Annotated in this window: 15 protein-coding genes and 1 pseudogene; 9 read left to right on the top strand and 7 right to left on the bottom strand. The window is 45.5% G+C overall.

Annotated elements, in window-relative coordinates; all coding sequences use genetic code 11:
* Positions 1 to 378: 378 nt before the first annotated feature.
* The 6 genes from L1D44_RS02350 (at position 379) to L1D44_RS02375 (ending at position 7,324) form a co-directional block, all read left to right on the top strand.
* Complete coding sequence (locus tag L1D44_RS02350) at positions 379 to 1,794, top strand: hypothetical protein (protein ID WP_239888661.1); 1,416 nt, start codon at positions 379 to 381, stop codon at positions 1,792 to 1,794.
* A gap of 28 nt (positions 1,795 to 1,822) precedes the next feature.
* Positions 1,823 to 2,974 (top strand): imelysin family protein, encoded by a 1,152-nt coding sequence (locus tag L1D44_RS02355; protein ID WP_239888662.1) that lies wholly within the window; start codon positions 1,823 to 1,825, stop codon positions 2,972 to 2,974.
* A 148-nt stretch (positions 2,975 to 3,122) separates the two neighbouring features.
* Positions 3,123 to 4,820, top strand: coding sequence for a di-heme oxidoredictase family protein (locus L1D44_RS02360; RefSeq protein ID WP_239888663.1), 1,698 nt, complete (start codon positions 3,123 to 3,125; stop codon positions 4,818 to 4,820).
* A gap of 219 nt (positions 4,821 to 5,039) precedes the next feature.
* On the top strand, positions 5,040 to 5,573 hold the full coding sequence (gene hemG / locus L1D44_RS02365; RefSeq protein ID WP_239888664.1) for a menaquinone-dependent protoporphyrinogen IX dehydrogenase: 534 nt from the start codon (positions 5,040 to 5,042) through the stop codon (positions 5,571 to 5,573).
* Between the two features lie 14 nt (positions 5,574 to 5,587).
* A complete protein-coding gene (locus L1D44_RS02370) occupies positions 5,588 to 6,118 on the top strand; it encodes a cytochrome b/b6 domain-containing protein (protein WP_239888665.1) in 531 nt (176 codons plus the stop codon).
* A gap of 150 nt (positions 6,119 to 6,268) precedes the next feature.
* Positions 6,269 to 7,324 carry a glycosyltransferase family 4 protein gene (locus tag L1D44_RS02375; RefSeq protein ID WP_239888666.1) on the top strand — a complete coding sequence of 352 codons (1,056 nt, stop codon included), beginning with the start codon at positions 6,269 to 6,271 and terminating at the stop codon, positions 7,322 to 7,324.
* Between the two features lie 36 nt (positions 7,325 to 7,360).
* Here L1D44_RS02375 and L1D44_RS02380 read toward each other — a convergent pair whose 3' ends face one another.
* The gene (locus L1D44_RS02380; RefSeq protein ID WP_239888667.1) at positions 7,361 to 8,017 is read right to left on the bottom strand and encodes a thiol:disulfide interchange protein DsbA/DsbL; all 657 of its coding nucleotides are present in this window, start codon (positions 8,015 to 8,017) and stop codon (positions 7,361 to 7,363) included.
* A 466-nt stretch (positions 8,018 to 8,483) separates the two neighbouring features.
* On the opposite strand from L1D44_RS02380, the gene L1D44_RS02385 reads away from it, so the two are divergent.
* A complete protein-coding gene (locus L1D44_RS02385) occupies positions 8,484 to 9,314 on the top strand; it encodes a hypothetical protein (protein WP_239888668.1) in 831 nt (276 codons plus the stop codon).
* 251 nt (positions 9,315 to 9,565) lie between these two features.
* Here L1D44_RS02385 and L1D44_RS02390 read toward each other — a convergent pair whose 3' ends face one another.
* From L1D44_RS02390 to L1D44_RS02400, 3 genes are all read right to left on the bottom strand, one after another.
* Positions 9,566 to 10,954: a DUF4397 domain-containing protein gene (locus tag L1D44_RS02390; RefSeq protein ID WP_239888669.1), complete on the bottom strand. Its 1,389-nt coding sequence runs from the start codon at positions 10,952 to 10,954 to the stop codon at positions 9,566 to 9,568.
* Between the two features lie 164 nt (positions 10,955 to 11,118).
* Entirely contained in the window at positions 11,119 to 11,637 is a 519-nt protein-coding gene (locus tag L1D44_RS02395; protein ID WP_220770434.1) for a hypothetical protein, read from the bottom strand.
* Positions 11,638 to 11,697: 60 nt separating this feature from the next.
* Entirely contained in the window at positions 11,698 to 12,450 is a 753-nt protein-coding gene (locus L1D44_RS02400; protein ID WP_239888670.1) for a helix-turn-helix domain-containing protein, read from the bottom strand.
* A gap of 453 nt (positions 12,451 to 12,903) precedes the next feature.
* Here L1D44_RS02400 and L1D44_RS02405 point away from each other — a divergent pair, with 453 nt between their 5' ends.
* Both L1D44_RS02405 and L1D44_RS02410 read left to right on the top strand, forming a co-directional pair.
* A complete protein-coding gene (locus tag L1D44_RS02405; protein WP_220770432.1) occupies positions 12,904 to 13,725 on the top strand; it encodes a cytochrome c3 family protein in 822 nt (273 codons plus the stop codon).
* A 10-nt stretch (positions 13,726 to 13,735) separates the two neighbouring features.
* The gene (locus tag L1D44_RS02410; protein ID WP_239888671.1) at positions 13,736 to 14,266 is read left to right on the top strand and encodes a hypothetical protein; all 531 of its coding nucleotides are present in this window, start codon (positions 13,736 to 13,738) and stop codon (positions 14,264 to 14,266) included.
* Between the two features lie 160 nt (positions 14,267 to 14,426).
* Here the strand turns inward: L1D44_RS02410 and L1D44_RS02415 are convergent, their stop codons facing one another.
* The 3 genes and pseudogenes from L1D44_RS02415 to L1D44_RS02425 all read right to left on the bottom strand — a co-directional run bounded on the left by L1D44_RS02415 (position 14,427) and on the right by L1D44_RS02425 (position 17,223).
* Positions 14,427 to 15,710 (bottom strand): hypothetical protein, encoded by a 1,284-nt coding sequence (locus L1D44_RS02415; protein WP_239888672.1) that lies wholly within the window; start codon positions 15,708 to 15,710, stop codon positions 14,427 to 14,429.
* A 162-nt stretch (positions 15,711 to 15,872) separates the two neighbouring features.
* Positions 15,873 to 16,091, bottom strand: a pseudogene (locus tag L1D44_RS02420) (ISAs1 family transposase); the annotation flags it as partial.
* 31 nt (positions 16,092 to 16,122) lie between these two features.
* Positions 16,123 to 17,223: an ISAs1 family transposase gene (locus L1D44_RS02425; RefSeq protein ID WP_239888673.1), complete on the bottom strand. Its 1,101-nt coding sequence runs from the start codon at positions 17,221 to 17,223 to the stop codon at positions 16,123 to 16,125.
* Positions 17,224 to 17,311: the final 88 nt, after the last annotated feature.

A 17,311-nucleotide genomic window follows, 5' to 3' on the forward strand; every position in this document is an offset into this window, starting at 1 on the left:
TCTGTTATTCACCATCAACGAGCCGTGCTCGCTGTCATCTGGGCGGTTATTTATGTCCATGACTATCTATTTGATAATCGACTAATTTATAAGTTTTACCCTAGTTTGCACTAGTTTATCAAAGTGTGCGACCTCTTCACCGTTTCAGAGTCTATATCAGCTTCAATTCAATTTAACGCACGAGGAAAGGCGTTTCTATCCTACCGATTCATAGCCTGTATTGTTTGTTGCCTATCGGTGTCTAGTGTAAGCAGTGTGTAAAGGGTATCGTAAAGATTGATGAAAATCATTCTCATTTAGGTTAGTTTGTCTGCGAATTTAAGGGGAGCTGGTACATATCAATTGCTTGCCAGCGCAGAATCAAAATGAGAACCATCTATGAAACTTATTCCAAGGCAAACAAAGCTCAGCATAGTGGCGATAACTATCGCCACTATGTTCAGTAGTAATGCGATATCAGCGACCGAGCCTGAGGCATTAGCCGCAGCGATTGCTAAGCAAGAAGCTGAGCTGAAGGCATTAAAGAGCGAGCTACAACAGCTGGCTAAGCAACAAGAGAAGCAGCAGGCGGTATCGCAGCAGCAAGAGGCCGAATATCAGCAAGCACTTAATATGGCTAATCAAACTAAATCGGTATCGAGTGCTTGGGATAAGTTTTCATTTAAGTCATATGGCAGCGTTATTTATACCAGTGACGAGTATTACGACAATGTACAGGACACCTCTCCTGAGCGTCGAAACCGCTTCGATCTTGAGCGGATCGTTACCGAGTTTGGCTACCAGTTTAACGACCAGTGGGACATGGAGGTTGAGATTGAATACGAACATGGTGGCACCGGCACCGCGCTAGAATATGACGGCTTCGATGAGTTCGGTGAGTTTGAGGCCGAAGTGGAAGCCGGTGGTGAGGTGATGATCGAGAAGGCACAAATTCGCTACCGTCCAAGCGACGCCTTCGGGGTGAAATTCGGTAATATCCACCTACCCGTAGGTCTAAGCAGTACACTGCACAAACCTAGCCAGTACCTAACAGTGCAGCGCCATAAGAGTGAAGCGGCGATGCTGCCTGCGGTATGGAACGAGAACGGTATTGGCATCTTTGGTGAAGTCGCCAATTTTCATTATCAAGCCCAAGTGGTTAGCGGTTTAAACTCGGAATATTTCCGTACCTATGATTGGGTCGCCTCAGGCCATCAAAAGCGCTTTGAGCACGTTAATGCCGATGACCTCGCCTATGTGGTTCGACTCGATTACGGCAACTTTAAAACTGGCTCAGCCATTGGCGCGTCCTATTACTATGGCAATACCAGCGGCAATCGTCATAAGACAAACAAGCTAAGTGCAGACGGCACGGTTGAGATCTTGTCGGTCGCGGGAGCCTTTGTCGAAGGGCCGTGGATCCTACGTGGCCAATACCTTTACGGAGCGCTCAGTGACAGCGATGCCATCACTCAAGCGAATAAAACCACTCCGGGACTCAAGCCGGGTAACTTTGCTCAGCTAGGCTCTAAATCTGAAGCCTTCTTCGTCGAGGCGGGTGTCGACCTTAGCCATTTCACATCGGTACCTGTCACTGTCTTTGCCAATATCGATTACTCCAACCCACTCAAAGAGGTGGAAACCGGTATTGCGACAAAACGCTATGAAAACACCTGGATCAGCGCGGGTGTTAACTACTTCCCCATTCCTGAAATTGTGATTAAAGCCGAAGCAGGGGTACAGCAGGTGGCAGTCGCTTCAATTCCTGATACCAACTTTTTCGCTTTAGGCGTCGGTTACCAATTCTCACTTTAATTTAATGACTTATTACATGGAGTTTTCAATGAAACATTTTACCCATTCGGCACTTACCATCGCCCTTATTTCTGCTCTGACTGCATGTGGTGGTTCAGGCTCAGATGACTCTACACCTTTGGTTGTGCCTGAAACTGGTTTTACTTTTTCGGCTACTGAGATGGTAACGAACCTAACCGATGATGTAATTGTGGCAGGTTACTCAAATCTTGCTGCGAGCGGCGAAGCTATGTTGTTAGCGACCCAAACACTGGTCAACACACCGACTCAGGCGAACTTGGAGGCGGCACAAGCGGCGTGGAAAGCGGCGCGTCAGCCTTGGGAGCAGGGAGAGTCGCATATCTTCGGCCCAGTCGATTCACTGGGTATCGATCCACATCTTGATAGCTGGCCGCTGAACACCACAGATCTAACCACTGTGCTGGCCAATAACACAGGCTTTGATGCCGAAACCATTAAGGGTTGGAACGATGATGTACAGGGCTTCCATACCATGGAGTACCTTTTGTTTGGTGACGGTGTCGCCGATAACACTAAGACCATTAGCGAGCTAACGGTAAATGAGCGTGATTACCTGATGGGACTCGCCGAAGTGTTCCGAGACTATACCAAGACGCTCGATGATGCATGGCAGGTGAGTCACGATGGTCAATCGGGGAAGGCTTATGCTGAACTGCTTAAGAAGCCTGGCGTCGATGGCAATACCTTCTACAGCTCAGAAGTGGGCGTGGTAGAAGAGCTAGTGAACGGCATGATCGGCATCGTCGATGAGGTGGGGAACGGTAAGATTGCCGATCCATTCGGTGAGTCACTCGATAAGGCCGATACCTCAAAGGTTGAGTCGCAGTACTCTTGGAACTCACTGAGAGATTTTAGCGATAACATCATTGGTGTACGTAACGTTTATCTCGGTGAGCTAGAAGGTAATACTGACAAGCAGGGGATTATCGATTTCGTCGATGCGGCCAATCCAGCATTGGCGACCCGTGTTAAGACCGAGATTGACGATGCTATCAGCAAAATTGAAGCCATAGCGGGTGATAACAATATGCCGTTCCGCCAAGCGATTTCAGATATCGAGGGACGCGTACGTATTCAAACTGCTGTCGATGCACTGACTAAGCTACAAGCGAGTTTAGAGTCTGAGGTGCTGCCACTGCTAAAAGAGTGGAACATCTAAAGTGTGAGTATTTGAGGAGGCCGGATGGCCTCCTTTTTAATCGGGTAATTCCCTTGCTTTTTAGGTGGTTAATGCTTGGTTTTGTTGTGATTTAACACCAGAGCCTAAGTGAGCAGGGCTAAGGATTTCAAACTGTGTGGAGCAGTAGATGACAGAAAAATACTTTCAACAGATCAAAACGCAACAACTCAAAACGCAACAAAGCAGAGCCCAGCTAAACAGTCGTCTACTAGGCTTTCGAAAAAGCTTAGTGAGCAGCTTAGTCTTACTGAGCGTTGCAGGCTTAAGTGCCTGTGGTGGCAGCGGTGATGAAGCGCCAAAGCCTGAGGAAAAAACCTATCCAGCTTATACCGATATGAAGGCAAGCGGCGGTGATAGCACCACCTTCGATGCATCGGAGTCGGGGCATGGCTTCTCAACGCCTGCGCCTAACTTAAGCGCCGAAGAGCTAGCGTTGCACCTTGAGGGCGACTTAAGCTTTGAAACCGCCTTTACCACCGCGCCAAACAGTGCTCATCCTGAACTCGATGGTTTAGGGCCGGTATTTAATAACGCAGACTGTAATTCATGTCATCAGCGTGATGGTCGTAACTCGACCCCTATTGTTCCGGCGGGGCAAACTCGGATAAAGCTTGGTTCGGATGCGGGAATATTCTTAAGAATTAGTCAGGCACCAAATGAGCCATGCACCATAGGCACAGCGGCAAACGATTACTGCGCCCCCATTCCTGTCCCTGATTTTGGCGGGCAGCTGTTTCACCGAGGCGTATTACAAGCTCGCGATGACTGGCAGCAAAATCAGTTTGTCGGTCAGGCGGATGTTTACCTCTCCTACCAAACTAAAGTTGTTACCTATAGCGACGGCACCAGTGTCACCCTTAAGAAACCCCTGTTTGAGGTGGAAAACCCCTATGATGCACCGGGCGAGACTAAAGCGAGCAGTAACCTGACTTCTAACTTGCTACAAGATGACGTGTTAATGGGCTGGCGTAATGGCATGCCTGTGTTTGGCTTAGGCTTGCTAGAGGTTATCTCTGAAGCGGACATACTAGCTAATGTTGATGCAACTGATAGCGATAACGATGGCATTTCAGGTCGAGCTAACTATGTGTTTGATGCGATTAAGGCGAAGGCGGGGGATAGCAACCCGGTTTCTTTGGGTCGCTTTGGCTGGAAGGCCAACACTCCAAGTGTGCGGGTACAATCTCTAGGGGCACTGCGTGGCGATATGGGGATCACTAACCCGTTATTTCCAGATGAGAGCGTAGCAGGCACTGCGCTACATGATTCCTACTTAGCCCGTACCGGTTTTGTCGACACGGGAGCAGGCGTAGATGGTGAGCCTGAAGCTAGCGCCGAGTTTAGTGATTCGGTAGTCTTCTATGCCGAGACCTTAGCAGTCCCAGCAAGGCGTAATATTGATGATGTGAATGTGCGAGAGGGGGCTAGGTTGTTCGAGCAGCTTAACTGCAGCGGTTGTCATACACCTAGCTTTGTGACAAAGGCATCGGGAAAGATTGGCGGGCGTGAAATGAGTGCTGGTCACAAGAGTCAAACCATCTACCCGTTCACAGATCTGCTATTGCACGATATGGGGGATGAGCTAGCCGATGGGCGGCCCGATTTCTTAGCTGATGGCAATGAATGGCGAACCCGTCCATTATGGGGGATCGGTCTGACGCAAACTGTTAACCCTCAGGCAGGGTTCTTGCACGACGGCCGTGCAGCGACCATAGAGGAAGCCATTTTATGGCATGGGGGAGAAGCAGAAAAAAGTCAGCAAGACTTTATGGCGTTGACGGCGAAGGAACGAGCACAAGTTATTGATTTTTTGATGTCCCTATAACCAAATCGCTATTTGTTCAATAGCTTTTTACAATTGTGTCAATAAAAGCGGAGTTTTCTCTTTGAGAATGCTCCGCTGTTGATTTTGTGAGATAGGTAAAGCTTATTCGATTTATTGCACCGCGCCTCGTGATCTGTTTCATGTAATCTTCTAGTTAAATACCCTATGATTTATATAGATTTCATTCACTTTCAATTTCGATCCTTAGGAGGATGTCTGGTGAGCAAAATTCTTATCGTTTACTCTAGTGTGCATGGCCAGACTCGTAAGATTTGCGGTTATCTGGAAGATAAATTGAAAGCGGTTGGCAACAGTGTCACTGCGGTGAATATTGCAGAAAAGGTCGACTTAGGTGAGTTTGACAAAATCATTATCGGGGCGAGTATCCGTCACGGTAAACATAACCCTGCAGTTTACGATTTTATCGATGCTCATAAGGCAGAATTAGAGCAGAAGCCGAGTAGCTTTTTTTCAGTTAATTTAGTGGCTCGTAAACCATTAAAAAATACGGCTGCGACTAATCCATATATGCGGGCTTTCTTTGAGAAGTCGCCTTGGGTTCCAGATCTTGCGGAAGTATTCGGTGGTAATTTGAACTACCCTAGTTACGGCGCGATGGATAGGAACATCATCCGCTTTATCATGTGGATCACTAAAGGCCCGACCGCAGCAGATACCAATATTGAGTATACCGACTGGAATAAGGTTGATGCCTACGCCGACTCGATTCATCAGTTGGTGGTAACGGCTTAAGCTGAGGAAGATATATGGCGCAGTCTATGTTTAAACGCTTAGCGAGAAAGTATATTGATCTGCAGCATGTGCTCATCATTCTTATCTGCGCCTACCTCATTTTTACCAGTGGCTCGATATTCATTGGTCGTAGTCTACGTACCAATGCGAGTTTCTGGGATCAGAGCCATGTCTACCTCGGGCTCATCGGCGCGTTTTTATCAATAACCTTCCTCATTACTACCAGCCTTAAAGGCAAGTGGCGCCAGTATTTTCCTTGGTTAATCGGCGATTTTTCGCAGCTTAAAACTGACATCCTAGGCTTTTTTAAGGGCAAGATCCCCATCGCTGGTGGGCGTGGATTGTTTAGCGTCGTCGAAGGCATTGGCATGTTGTTGTTTTTAGCTGTCGGACTCACGGGGATCGGCTGGTTCGCGACACAAGGCAGTAGTGATGCCTTGATGTGGCGCGATTATCATATTCACCTTGCTCAGGCCTTGATAGGCTTCATTGTGGTACACGCTATTTCTGCCTGTCTGCATCTGTTGGACTTTTTTAGAAACTAATTACCCTATAAATTAGTCGCCTTAGATATTAATTGGCCTGTACCCAGTTAATTTTACGATTATCTCAAACAAAGCTTTTCAATTCGCAGCGATTTCTCTAACTTAAGTAAAAAGGAAGGTTTAACTTTTTGCTTTATGTGAGGATTCACTTTGCGGCCGACTGTCATGCATCTTATCGATGATATCAAGCTTGGTGGCGTCAATCTGGCGTTAGAGAGTCTGGCTGCCTCAAGGCTGAATCAAAGCTATCACTTCAAGCTCATACATAGACGTTTATATCTGCCTTCATTCAAGCGTTATGCTGCTGATGTTATTGTGGTGCACGGCGCATTAAGCTGGCGAAAAATTCCTGCCTTGTTAGCACTTAAGCTGGCAAATTTAAACACGCCCATACTCTATCAAGAACATCATTATAGCCGCGAGTTTGTGGCCCACAGGGTCGCTCATCCTAAACGCTTCTATAGCATGCTTAAATTTGGCTATAGCTTAATGGACAGGGTGCTATTGGTTTCTACGGCACAGGCAAGTTGGCTTGAGGAGAGAGGCATACTCGCAAAAGAGAAAATGGTACTGGTAGGCCAAGCAAAGGAGCTCAGCCGATTTATAGCCCTACCTAGCAGGCCCACAGTCTTGCCCCTTAAGCTGCTGGCATATGGGCGTCTCAGTCAACAGAAAGGCTTTGACCTATTAATACAGGCGATGGCGAAGCTAGCTAGCGATAGCGTGAGCCTAACCTTGGCGGGAGTGGGCGAGGATGAATCTCTGCTGTCTAAATTGGCTGCGTCTATACCCCATGTTCGTTTAATCGGCGAGGTGCAAGATGTGCCCCGATTGCTCGATACCATTGATGTGGTGGTTATCCCCTCCCGTTGGGAGCCCTTTGGACTGACTTGCCTAGAGGCGATTGCGGCGGGTAAACCCGTTGTCTTAACCGCTTTAGACGGATTAGAAGATCAGCTTTCACAGCTGCAAGAGCAGGGAGAGGGGTATTATGTTATTGATGAGCTGTCTGTTGATGGCATTGAGCAGGCGTTGAGCCAAGTGTTGATTGATGCGCAAAATGATGAGTTAATTAAGGTTAACAAGCAACAGCGTGAGTCCTGTGAGCAAGGATGGGAGTCGATGCTAAATAACTGGCAACGGGTATTGGGAGAGGCGCTTGAGCCTAGGGCATCCACGATGTTTGAAGATCAAAAAAGGCGCTAAATAGCGCCTTTTTTAGTGTTTCAATCCCAATTGAGATTACTTATGTTCAATCGCTAGGTAGTTCATAAGGTCGATTAGCTCGCCTAGTGTACGGATAGAACCCATGTTAATTGCGTATTTATCGTTAACGATGAATGCAGGTACGCTTTGAACTCTAAATTCACGTTGCTGCTTGCGCCATAGCGCCAATTTCTCATTGGTTTCTTTGCTATCAGCAATTTTGTCATACTGGGCAGAGTCAACGCCAAACTTAGCAAATACTGCCTTGATGTCATCACGGCTCTTTAGTGGCTCTTCATGCTTATGGCCTGGTGCGCTGTGATCGTGTTTCTCACCATTATCGCCTTGGATAACTTTAAACATAGCATCAGTTAATGGCTGCTTGTCATCTAAAGTTTGGATCACAGCAAGAGAGCGCATCACTTCTGTATTAATTTCAGTGTTGGCGAAATCAACGTGTTTGCTATCAAAGGTGATCTGCTTGTTTAGGTTAGCTTTGATGTCAGCTAAGTACATCTTTTCCATGTTGAAGCAGTTACCGCAATAAAACGAGTAGAACTCAGTAAGCTTTGGCTCACTGCTTGGGGCTTTATCTGAAACAACTGTAAAGTGCTTACCTTCGATAAATTGTGCGGCAAAGCTGCTCATTGGAGCAACGGCAAGTGTTAACGCTAAAGCAATATGTTTAATCAAGCTAGTGTCCTCTAGGTGACGTCAGTCTAAGTAGTCGAGCGATAACGAATAATACAAATATTATTCATCCGTTACAGCAAATTATATTGTTGTTAAGAATAAAACTAGATGCTTAATTATGACTGAATTTGCCTACTAATACATGCTCTAGAGTGTGACCCATATATTGATTTTAAGCGGAAGCGGAGGTTTTCATTTTAATTTTTGCCAAGCTTCACAATCTGAGTGAAATTTTTTAAAAAAGCCGTGTATTTGGGGAACTTATTGCAATTCTTAAGCTGCAGAATACTGACTAGCGAGTTCGTAATATGTATCGTGCGCTAATTATTAAGCGCATCACTGATAACCTGACTAAGCTTAAGCAGAATATGGACGCTATTTCTGTTAGTTTTACTGAATGTACAGCTTTATTTTATGAATCAATAAGTTCTATTTAGAGCTAGGTTAGGTCTTAGGGGGAAAGGACTTGAACAATCAATCGCAACTATTCATTGCCGCATTAGGGATCGTCGGCTCAAGCTTAGCTATAAATGCGCAAGCTGCAGATTGGCGTATTGCACTTGGTATTCACGATACCATAGTCGATCAGGCGGATTCTCACACATTTGGTGCCCATGCTGGCTTTTATATGGCTCATAAGGCGCAATCTGATCTACTTTGGCAGGGCGAGATAGATATCTTTATCGATCATGATACAGACAAGCTGGATCCCGACCATATCCCAATTTGGTTTCAAAGCGCTTTTTCGGTCGATGGTAACTTGTATCGTTTTTCTGAGGTGATGAACTTGCAGTGGCAAGTGACGCTAGAGGGCAAGCGTAATACGGTTAGCTCTATAGAGAAGCAGGCTAAACTCTTCCCCGGAATCGTGGCTAGATACGATAATGAGCGTGTTTATGCGGGATTTGAGCTTGCAGCTGGCTATTACATGTTGGAGATTGACGATGATGTGCCAAGAGAGCGAGGCTATGATCGCGAAGACTTTCAAAATAAAACAGGAGCCTATTCAGTCGCTTTAGATACTCGCTTACCCCTTGGTAATACTTTTGATCTTTATGCTAAGGCACAAACTTGGAATGATGGTAGCGATTGGTTGGAAAATAAGGTTTCAGGCGTTCTGAGCTACCATTCTGATAGCTTGGTTGAAGACAGTGAGGTTAAGCTAAGTGTGGAGCATAGCGAATATAATCTCGACCCCTATGATAATAGGGATAAGAGCTCACCAGACTATTTGCCGATTCTGCCCTGGGATAGAGACACCCTAGTTAGAGTCTATATCGATATGCCTTGGGGCTAATCCTTTTGAGACTCTAGTCTTATAAAAATAAGCTGACAATAAAACTATGCAGGCTCGATTTTATTGCCACTTTATTACCTCGAAAATTTGCTGCTAACAGCCTGTTTTAGTTTTTATTAAGGCAAACTAAAACAGGCTTGCTACGGAAGCGGCAAAGCGATCAGGTTATAATGCCGATCGCAGATAAAAAATTAGTGTGACTCATTATGACTGAGGGAAATGGTTCTTCCTTGTCGTACAGGTCGTTACCTTCATTGTTCGTCGACGAAGTCATCTAATAAAATGACATCGAATGCCCCACTGGTAGTACTATCTACTGCCGCAACACCATAGACACCGCCGTTTTCGAGTGTGATTGGCAGTGGGCCAATGGCAACTGTTTTGGTTCCGGCTACCGTGACGCTAACTACATAGTCTCCCGCTGCAACGCTTAAGCTACCAGAAGATGCTTTAAAAGGTACGTCACTCAGTACTGGTGTGGCATTAGATATATCGTCGGTTTCGGTTAAATAGATGTCGACGTTGGGTGCCGAGTAAGCGGTATGTGAAACTGTTAACTTAGCTTCGGTAGCGACTTTTCGGGTGTTCTCCATGATGATCCAAGGTTCAATGTCGTTATCGGTTAAAGAGCCAACTGCAAAAATAGAATAGCTATCACCGAGCTCCAGCTCGAAAGGTGCTTTATCGATTACCACTACGCTATTATCCGCTGTCGCAGCAACCGTTGTTGTATGTTCTCCTTCTGGGATATTGATATATCCTGCAATGCCTTTGAACTTCAAATCAGTGATTGCGGCCGCTGAATTTCCATCTAGAAACACGTCCACTGCAGGTGCATCGGCTACGGCATGAACGACACGAATATTGCTACCACTAGATTTATCATTGAGTAACACTTGTTCCTCTGGTAACGCAACAAGTAACGCAACGGGAGACATGCCTGACCAGGTATTTGGGATCGCTGAGATAAAGTAATCACTTTCATCTGTTAACGGTACGCTACCAGAGTCATACACCACCTCCTTGTCACCCGATACGGTAATGCGTATTTGGTAATCTGATACTGGTAATTCAAGTTGTGGACTTACATCCATGTAGTTAGCCGATAACGTTGGTTGCATCATGCTGATATCGGCATCTGGCTCGGTCACATAGACATCGACAAGGCCTACTGCTGGGGAGGCGTGCAGTACTTGTACACGGGCATAGTTTGCTGCAATTTCTTGCTCTGGGTTAGCGATTAGTTTAAGCATAAGAGATTCATCTGCTACGCTACCTAATGCCACTGCTGTGTATTCGACGTCTGCTTCAGCTTCTAAATCTGCAGTAAGCACGGTTGTTGTCATACCGTCTGGAAGTTGGGCATCAACAGCAACAGCATAGCTGCCACTGGGTACCGTAGCTAAACCACTGGACATGGCATAATCGACATCATCAACAAAACTGGCTCCATTGGCCATGATGTCGACTAACGGAGCATCACTACCTGCGTGGATCACCCTAATTTCTGATTCAGAGATTTCAACCAGAGTGGGGGGAGTGATGGTGTTATTGTCATCGTCACTACTACACGCAGCTAAACCCAAAACAGATAGGGTTACAATGGAGAAAGAGCGTAAGAAAGGGGTTAAAAGTTTCATTGCCTTATTCCTTGATGTTTGGTTTCGACAATCACTACGTAGCCGAAACTTATCAGATCAAAAAAGTAGCAATGTTTTTTGGGTTATTGAGTAAATACAATAGGTAAGCTAAATGGCCGGGGGCTTACTAAAGTTGCCCCGGCTATGTAAGTGAAGATTGAGCCTTAGTTAACTAGGCGACAACCGCAGACGGTATTGCTAGGTTGAAATAGCACAACGGCAAAGTCTTTGTTTTCATCACGCTCCAATACTTGAACACTCAGGTTATGCATCCCATCTCTATTGAGGTTTAAGTTACTCACATAGGAGAGGTACTTATAGTGCTCTGGGGCTTGCTTTAGGTCGGAGTGAGGATACTCCTGCTTAGTTTTGACTGAAATGTCGTAAAGCATGCTATCGAGATCGACTTTATTGACTTGCCCCTGCATAGAAACAGAGCCTGCCGAATTACCCTCAAGGTCGAAGTAGCGATAGTTTATTTGCGCCTGTCCATCTTTAGAGAATAGGTCGACCAACAAGTAGTGTTTACTATCTTGCTGTGTTTGCTGTCGATTAAACAGCTCAGAACTGCAGCTGAGCATAAAGCCTGGCTGCTTTGCGGTCAGTTTATATATCACCCCTACACAAACGAGTAAGATGAGTAAAATAGTGAGGTTAATAGCCCAGCGCCATGTTCGACTCATTATCTGATCCTTGAGTACTGCGTTGTAATTCTAGCTCTGTGATTCAGAGCGTCGTATCTGTTAGTCACAAATGTCTACAGCCTGCAGCCATTGTTGATTAATAAATTGCTTGGGCTGACGTAGGTCGCTAATTTTTAAGTTACGAATAATAGACTGACCAAACTGTTCACCGCGCAAAGTGATATTGAGTACTTGCTTATCGTGAGACAAAGACAGGTAGGCATTCTTCCAGCTAGTGAGCCGACACTGGGTGAAGCTTTGCTGCATCGTCTTACCAAGCTCGGTTAACAAGCCATTGTTGGTTTTAGAATGGGAATACAGGATAACATTGACAGTTTGCCCCGAGAGTGTATCGACACTGCGAACCTGAAGAGGCTTAGGTATCGCTGGTGATAAGCTCTGTGAGCCAAGAAATAGCCAGCCAAAACCTAAAATTATAGCGATGCAACAGGCTGATATTGCCGCGACTTTAATTGAAAATCGTTTTTTACTTGAGTGAACTCGGTCATTCCTACGGCTGCGATGATGGCGCAGCAGGTAACCTTGTCCCTTTACTGTCTCGATAAGCGATTCATATTGTGGCCCTAGAAATGAGCGTAGCGTGAATACAGCGCGTGTGACCGAGGAGTCACTTAGTGGTGGCTGCTCACCATTGCCTTTTTTTAGTAACGGCTTGGCGACGATCTGGCCCTGATACTCAATTAAAAGGGTTAAAACTTGCAGCTCAGCTCTAGGCAGGTGCCAAACATCACCACTGTCTAGGTTTGTCAGCTCTTCTTTTTCAATATCAAATCTGCAATGTCCCAATTGCATCTTCGTCGCCCCATTAGAATCTTCTATAAGATGAGTCTATGAACTTAAACTAATGAAGTCTGTGATCCTGATGCTTAAGTTCTGCTGCCATAACAAAATTGAGTGTTATGCAGGGGTTAGTATGGCTAAATGAGAGGTTAGTCACATTGATTCATACAATTAATCAACCTGCTGAAACATAAATATTACTGCAAATGTCCATTAATAATGTGACCTTGTTCATGAATGTGTGGGTTTTATAAGCTGTAAAGGCGGGAATTCAAGTGCTTACTAACTCAAATATATGTTGTTTTACACTCCAGCTTCATCTGCTTTAAATCACACTTTTATTTTCCACACTTCTTAAAGTTAACCCATCGAGTCGTTATCCAAAATTTGAACTCGTTTACTAACCGTAATAGGCCATAAGGCTTATGACCAAAATAAAATAATGATGGATATAGGGTGATTATTATGAGTATTGATAGACGTCAGGCGTTAACTAAAATTATCGGATTAAGCACAGCCGCTGCGGGTGCCGCTTTGGTGGGAACCTCTGCCTTTGCTGCTACAGATGCAGACGGCAACTACCGTTTAGAGATGGGAGAGAAGCTTAAGTATGTGCCGCTTGATGCAATGGCAACGGCCAAGCTTGCCTATGAAACGGGTGGTGGTTGTATGCACCAAGTATTCCACTCGATTGTGACTATGCTAGCGCAATCAACTAGTGTCGATGCCGCAAAGTTTGCCACTATTCCAACGGCACTTGCGGGCTATGGCTGGGCAGGTATCGTTGGCCAGGGCACCATCTGCGGTAACCTGAATGCGGCGGGTATGTTGATCAATATCTTAGATGACATTAACGGCCAAAATAGTGCAGTTATTAGCGCATCATTCCGTTATTACGAAACTGAAGACTTACCACTTTCATCTGATGAATTTGTCGCTGGCATCGGCTCTACTGCTGAAAAGAGCCTTGAAGTGGGCGCTACATCTATTGCCAATAGCCCGCTTTGTCACTCTTCAATCAGTAACTGGTCTGCCGCTTCGGGCAAGCCGTTTGCTGAAAAAGGTGAGCGCTGTAAGCGTCTGTCTGCCAGTTTGGCCTATCACATCGTAGAGTTACTTAACCGTGCACACGGTGGTGAGGATATTTCTCTTCTACCTGAGGCTAAGCCTTCAGCAGAAGCGCAGGCCTGTCAGTCTTGTCACGGCGTCAGTGAGACTATGGGACCTGCTGCTAGCGTGAAGACAGATATGGAGTGTACTACTTGTCATACAGGTCACTTTAACTAAGGAGTAAGCTATGAAGGTCAAATTACTGAGCGCCATGTTGGCAAGCTCTATGCTCCTACTTGGCTGTGGAAGTGACAATGATGATGTAACTGAGCCACCTGTGGTCGTGCCGCCACCGGTAGAAGATGCAATCGATATTGATGAAGCAACCAGCATTGTGATGAATCTAGATAGTGTCGATGCCGCTACAGGAGCGTTAACTTTCAGTCTTAAAGATGGTGATAATAAAGCCATTACCAAGGCAACCGATTACGATATCTTCTATTTTGGTTATCCTGACCCCGCTTCACCTTCGACTAAGGCAAAGGCTTGGAAACGCTGGCATGTGACCCAAGGCTATAAGTGTGACACTAGCACAGATGAAGAGTGTGTTGGGATTTTGACTGAGACGGCGACTAAGGGGCAATACACCTTTGATGCAATCGATCTCGATCTAGAAGGTAAGGCTGCAGCTGGGGCGGTTGCTTTATATAAAGTGGCTATTCAAATCCATGGCGCGCAGGCTAGCAATGAGATAGAGCTTATTGCCGCCGAAGAGTAATACTCGGCGTTATGAGTACTCTTTCATTATTATAAAGCAGCTTAGATAAATATAAGCACCCTGCCTAACCTCAATCTATGCAGGAGGGGGAGAGACTCCCCCTAGATTGAGTTAAGCCTTCAAAGCCGTAACAACCTCTGAGTTACGGCTCTTTTTGTTTTTACGATGGATTAATCAATTCGGCAGCATTGAGAGCATGCTGTTTAAGTAGCTTGCGTTCGATAATACTCGAGGCGATAAACATAGTTAAATAGCCACAACCTAGCGCTAAGATCACCGCGACAACGTTATCGGTAAATAGCCTGAGCAGGTAAAACATCATTAACAGTGTCGCCACACCTAACAGGCGGATCAGCAAACTTTGCAAAAATAACCCATGGGATTTGATATAGGCGATCTGATAGGCATTAAGCATCATAAAGCCAAAAAAGAGTGCAAAGTGCATCAAGATGGGCGCTGCCTTTGCGTATGTATCTGGGAACACAAGAGCGACTAACTCGTCACTAAATAGCAGTAACCCAGCCAGTAGCGATGTTGTTATTCCAAGACTTAGTTTAAAAAACCAGTTGCGAATGAGGGCGATCTCTTGATGCGCCTTATTTCGCAGGCATTGGGCGAGTTCAGGCAAAATATAGCGATAAACCGGGAAAATAAACAGCATGGTTAAGTAGGCTATCATAGGCCGAACAACCACTTGGAAGTCGCCTAGCTCGTCGATGGTGAAGTAGCCAATAGTCAGTAGTACAGTGATGTAAATCATTAAAATACCAGCTCCCACCTCCAGTGATGACATCACACTCTTTTTGACGAAGTTTTTCATATCTGGGTTGAGCTGAACTGGGGCTAATGGCGTGGTGGCAATGAGTTTTCTACGCCGTATAAACATATATATGGCAGCCGCCAAGTTGGATAACATTAAGCTAAAAAACAGTGAGGCCGTAGGTGTTTGCGCTAGGAGGTAGTAACAGACCAAAAACAGAATTATCTGCACTAGAGGTTCAATCCAAGTGGTCCTATTGGCGATGTCGTAGAGGCGGTACATACCAATTTGATTAGTAAAGTACACCTTAAAGCCCATACCAAGGATAATTCCCACTAACTGAATATACTCAACATCAATATTGAGTTGGTGCTTGATATAGGGCAGAACTAGCCCCCAAGTAAATAGCACCATAATAATCAGTGAGTAGCGGAAGATATTGGTGATGTCACGATCGTTTTTGGTTTGTGAAAAGCTCACTACCATAGAAGCGCGAAAGCCACTTAACAAGATAAGTGACATGGAGACGATGTCGACAACAGTGTGGTAGAGGGCTAAGTCACTTTTTTCGACCCATTGGGCTAACCAGATCTTAAATGCTAGCCCAAGAGACATGCTCGCGAACGTGGCCCAGATAGCGTTGGTAAAGGCGCGTTTTGCCCGCTCGAAAGAAGACTCTGTCATTATGTTACTTAACTCCCTAGGCGAATATTCTGTGGCGGTAAATACTAGCCATTAATCTTTGATGCGTCAGTTCTGTTGATGAAAGCTGTGAACTTGATGGGGGGATATGTGGGCGAGGGATTTGGAGAGGGAGCAGGGCGGGATTAAACTTTGTTAAATCATTTAACCAAAGAAAATCTCGCTTCTAAAATCGCCATTCCATGCTGCTTTTCTTATCTTGGTTGGTTTACTGGCTTTTAGCGGATGCTGCTCTAAAAGGTTCAGCACGATACGCCGAAATAGCGCCATCTTCTTCGCGTTTTCATGGTCACCAATCCTTGAACAGTCTTCCCTAAAGGTGACGTCAAGCACCCAGTGTTGCTGGTTCTCGATGTGCCAATGCNCAGGGCGGGATTAAACTTTGTTAAATCATTTAACCAAAGAAAATCTCGCTTCTAAAATCGCCATTCCATGCTGCTTTTCTTATCTTGGTTGGTTTACTGGCTTTTAGCGGATGCTGCTCTAAAAGGTTCAGCACGATACGCCGAAATAGCGCYATCTTCTTCGCGTTTTCATGGTCACCAATCCTTGAACAGTCTTCCCTAAAGGTGACGTCAAGCACCCAGTGTTGCTGGTTCTCGATGTGCCAATGCTGACGCACCGCTTTGGCTGCAAGTTCGATGTCTGGAGGCAAAGAACTTAAGTAATAATCCGTACTTATGGTGGTAATGCCTTTGCATGTTCGTTGACGTTCAACGGCAATGAGCGACTTTGCTGACGGCCACTTTTTCGCGAGCGTCTGCGGCAGCTTTGCTGAAATTTGAAATGTCGTGCGACGCTCTTTACGGCCATGCCCCTTATCATCCTCTTCGATACTCAAGATGTCGACGCCGTCGTTATCCCAGTGAGGTTGAAAYTCCATCTCTATGGCCTGCCTCAGTAGCGGTTGATTGCCTTTTACCTGAACAACATAGTCGCCTTTAGCTTTGATGATTTGTTGAAGCGTTTCCCGCTGGCAGTGAAGTGCATCAAAGGTTACAACAGCGTCTTTAATGTCTAACATGTGCAATAACGCCTGAACCGTTGCGATTTCATTGCCTTTAGTCTGTGTATCTTGCTGATACAGCACAATTCCTTGTTCAGTATCAAAGGCCGAAACTAAGTGAAGCGCATTGTTAGCGCCATGTTGATTAACAGCTCCACGCAAGGTTTTGCCGTCAATAGCGATCAATGGCTTGGTTGAGGCTTCTCTTAAGCGATTTGCCCAACTAAAGAGTGTCATAACCAGTATTTCGGTATCGATCACTTTAATGATCCGAGCAATGGAATGTCGAGTAGGGATTCCGTTATCAAAATCTCGATGTTTACGCAGCCAAGATAGGTTCTCTTGGCCGAATTCTTCGATAGCTTGCCAGCCATCACAACCTGAAGCGATAGCGGCTAAAACGAGAAAAATAATATCAACTAAATCATGGTTTAGGTTGATGTGAGAGCGAGGGTCTTCGATGAGTTTCAAGTGTTCAAATAAGGACATGGATTAGGCTCAGTAGAATAACATGCCCGATCAGATCATGCAGATACGAAGAAGTTCCCTACTATTAACAAAGTATGATCCCGCCCTG

Source organism: Shewanella sp. Isolate13 (assembly GCF_022398325.1).
Lineage (GTDB): Bacteria > Pseudomonadota > Gammaproteobacteria > Enterobacterales > Shewanellaceae > Shewanella.